A 12,870-nucleotide genomic window follows, 5' to 3' on the forward strand; every position below is an offset into this window, starting at 1 on the left:
GGGCGGCAGTTCGGCGCGCCTACATCTCCGGCCAAACCGCCAAAGAATTGGAGCGTCTTTACGGCGTTCCTGCCGACTCGATTCATCGGCGGTCATCGCGGTACCAGTGGGCCGCTAGCGCAGGGGGCGACGGAGAAGCGATGGCCTGCCGCGCGGTGGATCAACTGGACGCTGCGTGCGCGCGCCTAAATGCTGTCTGCGGTCAGCTAGAGGCCATTTTGAAGACGGGGGTCGCATGATCGAAGATATCGCAGCAAGTCACGGCACCGGGCAGCAGCCGGGCGCGAGTGCCACGGGCCGCACCCGTGCGATGACCGACTCGCAGCGCGAGATTCACGTCAAGCAGGCGCTCACGCGCTTTGTGCGCAACAAGACCCAGCCCGAAGAACTGGAAACGCTGCGCTACAACCTGATTCGCGCACGCGTTGCAAATGGCATGACTGCCGTCGAGGCTGCCGATAAGTTCGGCTACGCGAATTCGACGCAATTGAGCTTGATTGAATCAGGCCAGCGCAAGACGCCCGATGACTGGAAATTTCTCAAGCAGGCAGCGCGCGCCTACGCTGTGTCGATCGATTGGCTGCTCGGACTGTCTCCGCACATGGAACCCGACAGCAAGCTTGCTCGCGAGTTTGCGCTGTTGCGTGGAACTGAGAGTCTCGTGAATGCCTTCATCGGGCAGATGGCAACTGCCGTGATTCAGGTCGCACGCGAGTCGCAGCCGGTCGCCGAAGAACTTGAACGCGTCATTTCCGACTTGGACGCTTTGAAGGCTCGCTTCGATAAGCTGGCCGTGCAGGAAACCTTCCAAGACGTGCCGGGCGGCGCGCCGGTAGTCGCCGCCGTTGAGCGCCTGACCGCTGGAATCGCGCCCCTTCGCGCGAAGCTGAAGCGGTTCAAGGGCATCGAGGCATACCTGGCCGAAGTGCGCGCGGGAGCGCTCCCGATGGTTCGCGGGTTCGAAGATTACCTTGGGTCGCGTGCGGAGGTCGCGTCATGAAATCCGATGACAAGGGCTTTCTGATTGCCGACAAGCCGCTGAACGTCGCGGACCTTTCCGAGGGGATTGGCGGCATCCGCAGCGATACGAGTGCAATCCTGGCGATGCTGAAATCGAGCGTCAAGGATTCCGTTGCCCGTCGGCAGAAGGTGGCGCAGTCCGCCGCACCGCAGTCCATCCAGCGCGCCTCTCGTGCATCCACGACTACCTCGCGCAGCATCGCGAGCGTACCCGCGCCTGACCGGCAGCGCGACGCGCGCGGGCGCTTCATCGCGGGCACGACCGGCGTGAGCGCACTGACTCAGGCGGCGACCGCCGTCAAGACGCTTACCCGCCAACAGGGCGCGCAATACGCAGAAGCCCGGCGAGCCGAAGCATCACGCGACCGCGCGGGCGTGGCCAACGCAGGGCAATCGCGCGACGCCCGTGGTCGGTTCGGATCGGGCGGCGGGCACGGCGATGGCGGCGTGGACGGCCAAGGCATTCTCGCGCACCTCAAAGGTTTGGGCTCCAGTCTGCACTCCCCTGGCGTCGATGTTGCCGCTTATGAAAAGCTCGATCCGACCGTGGAGGCAGGCAAGGAACTCAGCAAAATCGTGTCCGGCCCGCTCGGTGCTGTCGGCAAGCTGGGGAAGGCAACCATTGGGCGCGGCTTCGGACTCGCGACCGGCAAGAATTCGCCTATCCCGTGGTATCGGAAGATTTTCAGCGAGCTACGCCTGACCCGCGAACAGGCGAGCGAGTTCAACATTGCGCAAGAGCGCACGCTAAAAGATATCGACAAAAAGACGGGCGGCGAGCACGGCAGCGGCAAGGGCATGCTCGGCTCGCTCGCGGGCATGCTTGGCGGCTTGCTAGGCAAAGGTGGCGGCCTGCTCGGCAAGGGCGGCGGTCTGATGAAGGCGCTTCTCGGTGGCGGTCTGCGCATGATGAAGGGCGGCGGTGGCCTGCTCGGCTCGCTCGGCAAGGGTGCGCTCGGGCTCGGAAAGATTGGCCTACGACGCCTGCCGCTGCTCGGCGCGCTGTTCGCGGGCGGCTCGGCACTCGCCAGCATTTTCGGCGGAGACGATCCGAACAAGACCGCAGAGGAAAACCACACTGACCGATTCAAGGGAGCAGGCTCCGGCATTGGCGCATTGATTGGCGGCGGCCTCGGCACTCTAGTCGGCGGACCGGTGGGCACAATGATTGGCGGCGTGATTGGCGATAGGGTCGGCGAGCTTGTTGGCGAATGGCTCTCGAAGGTCGATTGGTCCGCTGTTGGCAAGCAGATTACGGGCGCATGGGATGCAACGACCGGCTTCTTCAAGGACTCGTGGAAGACGGTAACCGACAAGCTCGGCGATATCACAAAGGCTGTCAGTGCCGCATGGAGTTCTATCGTTGATGGTGCGAAGGAGTTTCTGAAAGACAAATTCGGCATCGATATCGACGCGATTAAAGAGAAGGCCGCGAAGACGGTTGCGCCGGTCGTAGACGCAGCCAAGCAAGGCGTTCAGGTAGCCAAGGATGCCGGAAAGGCAGCGGTCGATTACGGCAAGGATCGCGTCGAGAAGATGGCCGAGCCTATCAAGACGGCGGCGGCTAATGCCGTGGATGTAGCCAAGGGCGTATTCGGCGGCGGCTCGAAGGGCAACAAGGCTGCGCTCGTTGCCGAGATGAACAGTTCAGGCATGACCAATGGAACTGAGCGCGCTATGTTCATGGCGCAGATGGACCATGAAAGCGGCGGTTTCCGCTCGCTTGAGGAGAGCACGAAGTACAAGCCCAGGCAGTTCCTCAAGCTTTTTGGCAAGCGCGCGGGCATCACGACTGAGGAGCAGGCGCAAGCCATCATCGACAAGGGGCCGGACGCAACTGCGGAGGCCATGTACGGCGGCGACTGGGGTAAAAAGAATCTTGGCAACACCGAGGCGGGCGACGGTGCGAAGTTCAAGGGGCGTGGATTCGTCCAGATAACCGGCAGGAACAACTACGCGGCGGCGGCAAAAGCAACTGGGCTCGACCTTATCGCTCACCCCGAACTGGCCGCCGATCCGGCGAACGCTGCGAAGATTGCCGTCTGGTTCCAGCGTAGCCGCAAGGGGCTTGTCGAGGCCAGCCAGAATGGCGACGTGCTCGCGGCGACAAAGAAGATCAATGGCGGGACCATTGGCCTCGATGACCGAAGCAGGCTGTTCAAGCAATACCTTGCGGAAATGAACAATCCCGGCTTTTCGGCGGCGATTATTGCGGCTGGGAAGGTCGCGCCTGGCGCGGCAGTAGCGGCGTCCGTTGCGCCGTCCGTTGCGCCGCCGACGGTGCAGGTAGCTGCCGCGACGCCCGTACCGATTGCCCCCGTGCCGACCGTGACGCCACCGCCGATGAACGTTCCGCCGCCCCCGGCTGTCGCTGCGATCCCGACGCAACTCAATACGCCTGGGCCGTTGGATGTGCGAATCACGAATAGCCAGCAGGCCGGGCAAGACCTGAGCGACCGACAACTCGCGCACATCGCGACGGGCGGCCTGTCCGCTGGTTAGGGCGGCGCGACCGCGCAGGAATAGCGCGAGGCGGGCGCGCCTGCGCCTCGCTTAAACTGCGTTCATAGAGGGTAGTGTTCCGTCTTTGCCGCGCCACCGAGCGCGGCTTTTTTTCGTCCGCCGAAAGCTGGGCCGCGCCCTACTTGTCCCGCGATAGCCGCATCATGGCGACGTGCTCGGCGCGCAATAGCCGCGTGGCCTCGTCACAAAGGCGCTGGCCGGTTTGAAGGTGCGCGAGAATCTCTCGCGTGGTCGCACCATGCAGGCGCTGGCCCTATTGGTGATGGTTGTCCACCTCTCGCATACTTGTCGTCCGAGCTTCTGAGAGCCGCCGCACTTCTCGCGCGGTGCGCAGGCGTTCCATCGTCGCTTCGATTGTTTGCGGCGGATTTCTAAAAATGAGTGGCATGGGGTCGCCCTGTGGTTCAGTGGGTGGCAGTTTGCGCCCGGCTGTGCGCTGCGATAGCGAGGTGCTTCCAGCGCCACCAATGCGGCAGGTCCGTTTGGCGTGGAGTCGGTGCGCTTTCGGCGGCGAGAGGGACAGAACAACGCCCCCCCAAACCGCTGAAAGCGCTAGCAAAAGGTTGACAAAACAGACAGAAAAACATACTTTGTCAACCAAGGAGAACGACCATGATAAGTGACCGCATCCAGCGCGCCAGGTTATTGCGCGGGCTGAGCCTCGAAGCATTGGCGCAACGTCTAGGTGATATCACCAAGCAAGCACTTAGCAAATTCGAGAAGGGCGAAGCCGTGCCCAACTCGACCCGCATTGTGCAACTCGCGCGAGCACTGGGAGTAAAGCCGGAATACTTTTTCCGGGCGGACGGGGTTGAGTTGGCTCAAGTCGAATTTCGCAAGCTCTCGAATATGTCCGGGCGCGACCAAACGTCGGTCATTGAGCAAGCTCGCGACCATCTGGAGCGCTACCTTGCGCTAGAGCAGTGCTTTGAGGCGGCAGGCGTTTCTCTGAAGCCTCCGCTTGCGGGTTTCCTGCCGGTGAAAAACCGCGAAGAAGCTGAGGTCGCAGCGGAAAAATTGCGCGAGGAATGGCGTCTAGGGAGCGATGCAATCGCCAACTTCACCGAGCTATTGGAAGAGCACGGCATCAAGGTGGCATTGCTCGATGGGATAGAGAAATTCGATGGGGCTTGTGTCGCCACTCAGGACAAACAGCACGTGTTGGTGGCGTTGAACCGCCAGCGGCCCGGCGAGCGGCAGCGTTTTACGGCTGCTCATGAGCTTGGTCATTGGGTGATGGCAATTCCCGAGGACATGCCAGAGAAAGAGAAGGAGGCTTGCTGTCACCGCTTCGCTGGAGCCTTGTTGTACCCGAAAGAGCGCGTCAAGGCTGATTTTGGTGGCCACCCGCGTCACCGAGTGCTATTCCAAGAGCTGATGCTGGCGAAGCGCGGTTATGGCGTTTCCATGCAAGTAGCCTTGCGTCGCCTCAAGGATTTGGGCTTGGTTGGCGAATCCCTATTCAAATCGCTGCATATCCAGATGGGGCAACGAGGATGGAGAACGGCCGAGCCAGAGCCGATGGCAGCCGAGAACCCGCTACGGTTCACGTCGCTGGTCTATTGGGGTTTAGCGGAAGGCCTGTTCACTCCCTCCCGTGCAGCAGAGTTCTTGCAGCAACCGGTGTCGGCGTTGGACACGGAAGCCTCGGTGACGCTGGAGGCTTGATGGCGAAGGTTTATGTTTCCGACACAAATATTTGGATCGATTTTCACCACGCCGAACTGCTGCAAGAATTGTTTCAACTGCCGTTTTCTTTGTGTTGCACGGATTTCGTCGCGCTTGAGATGGACAGCCCGGAGCTAGCCCCTTTAGTGGATTTAGGGTTGGTCATAGAGTCGCTGAGCAGCAATGAGGTTCAGCAGTTGCAGGGCCTAACGCAGCAGCACAAGAATCCGTCTTTGGCAGACATGTCGTGCTACTTCCTAGCGAGAGAGCGCCAGCTACCTTTGTTGACCGGCGACGGAGCATTGCGCGCGTTGGCGCAACGCGAAAAGGTTCAGGTTCACGGAGTGCTGTGGCTGCTGGATCGAATGGTCGAGCACAACGTCATAGCCGCCGCGCGCGCCGCCTTGGCTCTGCGAACTATGCTTGAGAAGAACGCGCGATTCCCCGAAAGGGAATGCCAGCTTCGGCTAGAACGCTGGGACGCGTAACCGCAAGCCTCGCAAATGCAAGCGAAACGTTCACAAATCTATGTCGACAAAACCGTCCGATAGGATGCTTCGGCCTATCACTTCAAGTGGGCCGTCCTACATCAAGCGCCGATTGCTCCGCAGTTTTCGGCTCAGCGACCGCTGTCACCGGCTCCATGGGAGTCCAAAGACGGCGGGACGCCTGTAAAAGAAGGGCGTCACCGTTATCCGCATTGACCAAATCCGGTTACATGGCGGTTACACGGGAAGCAGAAAGCAAAAAGCCCAGTCGCAATGACTGGGCTAAGTGCTTGAATCTTTTGGTGCCGGAAAGAGGAATCGAACCCCCGACCTTCGCATTACGAATGCGCTGCTCTACCGTCTGAGCTATTCCGGCATCAGGAGAAAAGAGATTATAGGGACTTCTTCAGCAGCTTGGCAAGCCCCTAACTCATTTTTTTATTTCGAGATGGTAGCGGGTGACGCGATCGACTTCATTCTTCGATCCGAGGAACACCGCCACACGCTCATGCAGGCTCTTTGGCTGAATGTCGAGAATGCGTTTTTCGCCGTTGGTCGCAGCGCCGCCGGCCTGTTCGACGATGAACGCCATCGGGTTCGCTTCGTACATCAGGCGCAGCTTGCCCGGCTTGTCCGGCGTACGCTTGTCGGCCGGGTACATGAAGATGCCGCCGCGATTCAGGATACGGTGCACGTCCGCCACCATCGACGCGATCCAGCGCATGTTGAAGTCGCTCTGACGCGAACCGTCCTTGCCGGCCTTCAATTCGCCGATGTATTGCTCGACCGGCGGATACCAGTGGCGCTCGTTCGACGCATTGATCGCATACTCGCGCGTTTCGACCGGAATGCGCATGTCGCTTTGCGTGAGCACCCATGAGCCGAGCTCGCGGTCGAGCGTGAAGCAGTTCACGCCGTTGCCGGTGGTCAGCACGAGCACGGTTTGCGGGCCGTACACCGCGTAACCCGCGGCGACCTGCTGCGTGCCCGGTTGCAGGAACGATTGCTCGGTGGGCTGCTGGCCGTCCGGGCAACGCAACACCGAGAAGATCGTGCCGATCGACACATTGACGTCGATGTTCGACGAGCCGTCGAGCGGATCGAACACTAGCAGGTACTCACCCTTCGGATAGTTGGCCGGGATCGGGAAAAACTGTTCCATCTCCTCGGACGCCATGCCGGCCAGGTTGCCGCCCCATTCATTCGCTTCGAGCAGGATTTCGTTCGACAGGATGTCGAGCTTCTTCTGCACTTCACCCTGCACGTTCTCGCTGCCCGCCGTGCCGAGCGCATCGCCGAGCGCGCCCTTGCTGACGTGGTAGCTGATCGCCTTGCACGCACGCGCGACGACTTCGATCAAAAGGCGCAGGTCCGCCGGCAGGTTATTGGTCTCGCGCTGCTGCTCGATCAGGTACTTCGTGAGAGTGGTACGACGTTGCAAAGCCATTGCTGTACTCCGGGAAGGCTAGAGGAATATTCCGATTTTAACCGCTCACTGTGTCCGCTCCGTGCTTTTGAACGCGAAGAGCGTGCGGTCACGCCGCCCGCGCCGGATCGCGGGGCGCGATTCAGGCTTTGCGGCGCGCCTTGCCGGCAGTGTGACTGCCGCTCACGCTGACCGCGAGCGCCGCGGCCCGGGTATGTTCGGCCGACACCTTCGGCATTTTCGGGCGGTCTGATTTGGGCATGGGTTCGATCTCGCGTTCGATCTGCTCGCCGGCCGCCGCGGTGGCGACGCGCAGGTCGTAGGCGATCTGCAGGTTGAGCCAGAATGGCGCGCTCGCGCCGAAGTAGCGCTCGAGCCGCAGCGCGGTATCCGCCGAGATGGCGCGCTTGCCGCGCACGACGTCGTTGATGCGCGGCGCCGGCACACGCAGCGCGAGCGCGAGCGCATTGACGGACATGCCGAGCGGTTCGAGGAACTCGCTGCGCAGAATTTCGCCCGGATGGATTTCCGGGATGTTGTCCCCGGTATCGATGTCCGAGAAATCGATGCTGCCGAGCGACGAGCGTTTGATGACCATGCCGGTCTCCCAATAATCAGTGATAGTCGACAATCTCGACATTCAGCGCCTCCTCGCCGACGAAGTGGAAACAGATGCGCCATTGCGCATTGATCCGGATGCTCCATTGCCCGCTGCGCTGTCCCTGCAAGGCTTCGAGCCGGTTGCCGGGCGGCGCGTGCAGATTGGCGATGGAATCGGCGGCGTCGATCATCAGCAGCTTGCGGCGCGCGAGCGCCTGGATGTGAAGCGGCAGTGAATGCACGAACTTGCCCTGGAAGATTCTCGCCGTAGCCTTGTCGCCGAATGTCGTGATCATAGGGATGATATAACGCATCGCGTTAAACGTAAACCGTTAACTGAGTGCGTTTACTTTCGCCTCGCCGACGCGCGTTGAACAGTCGTCCAGACGGCTAACGCCAAGCCCGCCGCGCCCACACGCGAAAGTCGGATTCAGGACGAAAAAAAGCCGGCAACGCGTGCCGGCTTGTCGAGGCGAGTGCCGCTGTCAGGTGGGTGTCACGCCAGCGCTTTCTCCACGATCTCGCGCACGTCGCGCGATTTCACCCGCGACGCCACTTTCTCCAGCGCCGCGCGCATGCCTTCGCGCAGCGTCGGCGTGAAGCGGCGCCACAGTTCGAGCGAGCGCGCGAGGCGGGCGGCCACTTGCGGATTGATCGCGTCGAGCGCGATCACCTGATCGGCCCAGAACGCGTAGCCCGCGCCGTCTTCAGCGTGGAACTGCGCGGGGTTCGCCGCGCAGAAACTGAAGATCAGCGAACGCGCGCGATTCGGATTTTTCAGATTGAAGGCCGGATGCGTCATCAGCTTGCGCACGATATCGATCACCGGACGTTGCGCGCTGCCACGCTGCGTCGCTTGCAACGCGAACCACTTGTCGATGACAAGCGGCTCCTTTTCGAAGCGCCGGTAAAAGTCGTCGAGCGCCTGCTGCGCCTCGGCGCTGCCGCCGTTGGCGGCCGCCGCGTTGAGCAGTGCGGAGAGCGCCGCCGCGCGGTCGGTCATGTTGTTGGCCGCATCGTATTGGGCGGACGCGAGCCGCACCGCTTCGGCCGGATCGTCGAGTTCCGCGAGATATGACAGCGCGAGATTTTTCAACGCGCGATGACCGCCCGCCTCGGGCGTCGCCTCGTAGGCGCCCGGCGTGCGATGCTGCTCGTACACGTTGAGCCATTCGTGCCTGAGCGCATTGGCGAGCCGCTTGCGCACGAATTGCCGTGCGGCATGCACGGCCGCCGGATTCGATTCGGCCATTTGCTCGGCCAGATACGCTTCGGACGGCAGCATCAACGCGAGTTCACGGAACGCCGGCGACAGCGTTTCGTCGGTGAGCACGCGCGCGAAGGCGGCGACCACCGAGTCGTCGAGTTGCAGCGCGACGCCCGTGGCCGCGCGTCCGGCGAGCGTCATCAACTCGCGCGTGGCGAGTCGTTGACCGGCTTCCCAGCGGTTGAACGGATCACTGTCGTGCGCGAGCAGGAACGCAAGCTGGTCCGCCGAGTAGTCGTATTCGACGATCACCGGCGCCGAGAAATTGCGCAGCAGCGACGGCAGCGGCTCCTCGGCGACATCGACGAACGTGAACGTCTGTTCGGTCTGCGTGAATTCGAGCACGCGCGTGGTGACGGCCGACGCCTTCGTTTCGCCTTCCAGCCTGAGCGGCAGATCGTTGCCGTCCTTGCCGATCAGGCCGATCGCGAACGGGATCAGCAGCGGTCCCTTCTGCGTTTCGCGCGCGGCCGGCGCGGCGTCGCCGTAACCCTGCCGAAGCGTCACGCTGTAGCGCTGCTGCGCGGCGTCGTAGCGGGTGCGCACGGACACGCGGGGCGTGCCTGCCTGGCTGTACCAGCGTTCGAACTGCGCGAGATCGCGGCCGTTCGCGTCCGCGAGCGCGTGACGGAAATCGTCGCAGGTCACGGCCTGGCCGTCGTGCCGCTTGAAGTACAGGTCCATGCCCTTGCGGAAACCGTCGCGGCCGAACAGCGTCTGATACATCCGCACGACTTCCGAGCCTTTCTCGTAGACCGTCATCGTGTAGAAGTTGTTGATCTCGACGTAGCTTTCCGGGCGCACCGGATGCGCCATCGGACCGGCGTCCTCGGCGAACTGCATCTGGCGCAGCACGCGCACGTCCTCGATGCGCTTGGTCGCGCGCGCGGCTTCATCGGTCGCGCCGCCGGCCATGTCGGCGGAGAACTCCTGGTCGCGGAACACCGTCAGCCCTTCCTTCAGACTCAACTGGAACCAGTCGCGGCAGGTCACGCGGTTGCCGGTCCAGTTGTGGAAGTACTCGTGGCCGACTACCGCCTCGATGTTCGCGAAGTCGGTGTCGGTTGCCGTTTCGGGGTTCGCCAGCACGTACTTCGTGTTGAAGATGTTGAGCCCCTTGTTCTCCATCGCGCCCATGTTGAAGTCGCTCACCGCGACGATCATGAAACGGTCCAGATCGAGTTCGAGTCCGAAGCGTTCCTCGTCCCAACGGATCGAATGGATCAGCGAATCCATCGCGTGACGGGTCTTGTCGAGATCGTGCGGCTCGACCCACACCTGCAGCAGCTTTTCCTTGCCCGAGCCGCTCTTCACGCGTTCTTCGAGCGCCACCAGCTTGCCCGCAACCAGTGCGAACAGATAGCTCGGCTTCCTGAACGGATCTTCCCAGCGGGCGAAATGGCGGCCGTCCGGCAGGTCGCCTTCTTCGAGCAGATTGCCGTTCGACAGCAGCACCGGATAGTCGGCTTTGCTCGCGCGCAGCGTGACCGTGAAGGTGGCCATCACGTCCGGGCGGTCGAGGAAATAGGTGATGCGGCGAAAGCCCTCGGCCTCGCACTGCGTGAAGAAGTTGCCGCCCGACACGTACAGTCCTGAGAGTGTGGTGTTCGCGGCCGGATTGCAGACGCTGGTGAGCGTCAGTTCGAAGTTGTCCGGCACGTTATCGAGCAGCAGGCCGTGCTCGTGCGCGTGCGCGTTGGCGAACGGCAGACCGTCGATCTGCGCGCCGACGAACTCCAGTTGCTCGCCCATCAGTTCGAGATGCGCGGCGCGGGACGCGTCCGGGTTGCGGCGCACGCGCATCGTATTCCTGACGACCGTGCGTTCGGGGACCAGATCGAACTCCAGCGCGACGGTGTCGATCAGGAAGGCGGGCGGCGCGTAATCGGCGCGGCGGATCACATTGGGCGTTGCGGTATCGGCCATGGCGTTCTGTAGTGGTGGTACTCGAGCGGTCTGGCGCGCGCAGGGCACGCAGGCCGGGCTGGTCGGGCCATTGTACAAAGCCTGGGGGAATCGTGCGGAGCGAACTTTCCGGCGGCTTGCGGGGTCCGCGTAGTAGCGGCCGCCCGCGCGCGAAAAAAGCCGTCCGCGAGTCGCCGGAGCCGGTCAGGACTGGCGATAATGGGCACTCAGAAGCCTCACGAGGTAGACCATGAACATCGATCGATGGACCCGCCGCGCCACGCTGCTGTTGGCGACGCTGGCGGTGCTCCTGTCTGGCTGCACGACCTATGTGACCACCCAGGTCACGGCGTTCTCAGACTGGAACGGCAACGACGCCACCCGCACCTTCGCATTCACGCGCGCGCCGGATCAGCAGAACAACCTCGAACTCGCGACGTACGAGCGTCTCGTCGCCAACGAACTCGCCGCGCATGCGTTCCGCGAAGTCGACAGCGCGAACGCGCGCTATCTGGTGGGACTGTCGTACGGGATTCGCTCGGACCTGGTGACGGTCGCGGAGCCCGTCTACTACAACCCGTGGCCTGGACCTTACTGGGGCCGGCCGTTCGATCCGTGGGGACCGTGGGGGCCGTTTCCGACCACCTACGTGAATCAGACCTACCCGGTTTTCACGCATCTGCTGGGCATACGGATCACCGAGCGGGCGAGCGGCAAGGAGGTCTATAACGTGACCGCGCGCAACTCGGGCGGCGAGTCGTCGCTGCTCAGGGCGATGCCGTACCTGGCGCGCAGCGCGCTGGCCGATTTCCCGCTCGGCAACGGCGTCGTGCATACGGTGAAGATTCCGCGCGGCAAGGACGGCGGCCCGGTGAACGAAATGGCCGCCACCGGCGGCGCGCCTGCTGCGATGCCGGTGCCGGCGTCCGGGGTGAAGGCCACGGAGTAAGCGGCGGCATCGAGCGGTGCGCCGTGTGGGACACGCATGCGGTGCGATGGAAAACGGCCCGGCAGGCTATTCCTCGCGGGCCGTTCTGTTTTCGGGGCGAGTGAGGAACGTGGCTAGAGGCCGACCCCGAACAGCGCCATCGCTCCCAGCACGACGAACAGCACCGCGGCGATGCCGTGCACGAGTTTCGTCGGCAGGCGATGGGCGAAGCGGTCGCCGAGCAGGATCGCCGGCACGTTGGCGATCATCATGCCGAGCGTCGTGCCCGCCACCACGCCGAAGAAATCGTGAAAGCGCGCGGCGAGCGCCACCGTCGCGATCTGCGTCTTGTCGCCCATCTCCGCGATGAAGAACGTCACCACCGTCGCGCCGAATACACCCAGATGCGTGCGGCTGGTGTTGGCTTCGTCGTCGTCGAGCTTGTCGGGCACGAGGATCCACAGGCCCATTGCGATGAACGACGCGGCCAGCGCCCAGCGCATCACGGTCGGCGTCAGCATGGAGCCGAGCCACGCGCCGAGCGCGCCCGCGCCCGCGTGATTGATAAGGGTGGCGGTCAGCACGCCGAGGATGATCGGCACCGGCTTGCGATAGCGGGCGGCGAGCACGAGCGAAAGCAGTTGCGTCTTGTCGCCGATCTCGGCGAGCGCGACCGCGCCGGTCGAAATGAGAAAAGCGTGATTCACGATTGGTGCGGGTTCCTCGGGCCAGATATGAACGAGCGACGACCCACGACACGCCGGGCCCTGTTGCGGCGCGTGTGGATCATCGGTCTCGCCAGGCCGGAGGCTGCGGCTGCCATGACCATGAAGGCCAAGTCTGTTGACAGGCGCCCCCGCGGATTGCACGTTCGACGCACCCAGGCACAGCGGTGCGGACATGCCGCGGGGCGGCTACTCCCCAATGAGCGACGGAGTATAGCAGGCGTGCCCGCGCTGCATGACGCCAGCGGGCCGTGCGGCGGCGGTCTGGGTTGCACGTCGGAATGAGCAATGAAAGGGGCGCTCGGGCACCCGGTCCATGC

The 12,870-nt window shown here is 63.0% G+C and carries 10 protein-coding genes, 1 tRNA gene and 1 riboswitch; of the genes, 5 read left to right on the plus strand and 6 right to left on the minus strand.

All coding sequences use genetic code 11. The annotated features are described in order from the left end of the window. Positions 1–235: 235 nt before the first annotated feature. The 4 genes from BGI01S_RS02155 to BGI01S_RS02170 all read left to right on the plus strand — a co-directional run bounded on the left by BGI01S_RS02155 (position 236) and on the right by BGI01S_RS02170 (position 5,699). Positions 236–1,000, plus strand: a complete 765-nt coding sequence (locus BGI01S_RS02155; RefSeq protein ID WP_042321700.1) for a helix-turn-helix domain-containing protein — start codon at positions 236–238, stop codon at positions 998–1,000. Then, positions 997–3,522 carry a glycoside hydrolase family 19 protein gene (locus BGI01S_RS28870; protein ID WP_052400402.1) on the plus strand — a complete coding sequence of 842 codons (2,526 nt, stop codon included), beginning with the start codon at positions 997–999 and terminating at the stop codon, positions 3,520–3,522. Before BGI01S_RS02155 ends, BGI01S_RS28870 begins: the two co-directional genes overlap by 4 nt. 633 nt (positions 3,523–4,155) lie before the next feature. After that, on the plus strand, positions 4,156–5,211 hold the full coding sequence (locus tag BGI01S_RS02165) for a helix-turn-helix domain-containing protein (RefSeq protein WP_042321703.1): 1,056 nt from the start codon (positions 4,156–4,158) through the stop codon (positions 5,209–5,211). Continuing rightward, positions 5,211–5,699: a PIN domain-containing protein gene (locus BGI01S_RS02170; protein ID WP_042321705.1), complete on the plus strand. Its 489-nt coding sequence runs from the start codon at positions 5,211–5,213 to the stop codon at positions 5,697–5,699. The genes BGI01S_RS02165 and BGI01S_RS02170 overlap by 1 nt, the downstream gene beginning before the upstream one ends. A gap of 300 nt (positions 5,700–5,999) precedes the next feature. Here BGI01S_RS02170 and BGI01S_RS02175 read toward each other — a convergent pair. From BGI01S_RS02175 to pepN, 5 genes are all read right to left on the minus strand, one after another. Continuing rightward, positions 6,000–6,075, minus strand: a tRNA-Thr gene (locus BGI01S_RS02175). A 54-nt stretch (positions 6,076–6,129) separates the two neighbouring features. After that, the gene (locus BGI01S_RS02180; protein ID WP_042321707.1) at positions 6,130–7,146 is read right to left on the minus strand and encodes a class 1 fructose-bisphosphatase; all 1,017 of its coding nucleotides are present in this window, start codon (positions 7,144–7,146) and stop codon (positions 6,130–6,132) included. 121 nt (positions 7,147–7,267) lie between these two features. Continuing rightward, positions 7,268–7,723, minus strand: a complete 456-nt coding sequence (locus tag BGI01S_RS02185; RefSeq protein ID WP_042321709.1) for a HigA family addiction module antitoxin — start codon at positions 7,721–7,723, stop codon at positions 7,268–7,270. A 16-nt stretch (positions 7,724–7,739) separates the two neighbouring features. Continuing rightward, on the minus strand, positions 7,740–8,021 hold the full coding sequence (locus BGI01S_RS02190; protein WP_042321712.1) for a type II toxin-antitoxin system RelE/ParE family toxin: 282 nt from the start codon (positions 8,019–8,021) through the stop codon (positions 7,740–7,742). 200 nt (positions 8,022–8,221) lie between these two features. Continuing rightward, a complete protein-coding gene (pepN, locus tag BGI01S_RS02195) occupies positions 8,222–10,918 on the minus strand; it encodes an aminopeptidase N (RefSeq protein ID WP_042321714.1) in 2,697 nt (898 codons plus the stop codon). A gap of 229 nt (positions 10,919–11,147) precedes the next feature. Here pepN and BGI01S_RS02200 point away from each other — a divergent pair, with 229 nt between their 5' ends. Beyond that, positions 11,148–11,846: a DUF4136 domain-containing protein gene (locus tag BGI01S_RS02200; protein ID WP_042321717.1), complete on the plus strand. Its 699-nt coding sequence runs from the start codon at positions 11,148–11,150 to the stop codon at positions 11,844–11,846. Positions 11,847–11,959: 113 nt separating this feature from the next. On the opposite strand, the gene BGI01S_RS02205 is transcribed toward BGI01S_RS02200, so the two are convergent. Continuing rightward, the gene (locus BGI01S_RS02205; protein ID WP_042321719.1) at positions 11,960–12,532 is read right to left on the minus strand and encodes a TMEM165/GDT1 family protein; all 573 of its coding nucleotides are present in this window, start codon (positions 12,530–12,532) and stop codon (positions 11,960–11,962) included. Between the two features lie 12 nt (positions 12,533–12,544). Beyond that, positions 12,545–12,760: riboswitch (yybP-ykoY riboswitch) on the minus strand. Between the last annotated feature and the right edge of the window lie 110 nt (positions 12,761–12,870).

Source organism: Paraburkholderia ginsengisoli NBRC 100965, assembly GCF_000739735.1.
Classification (GTDB): domain Bacteria; phylum Pseudomonadota; class Gammaproteobacteria; order Burkholderiales; family Burkholderiaceae; genus Paraburkholderia; species Paraburkholderia ginsengisoli.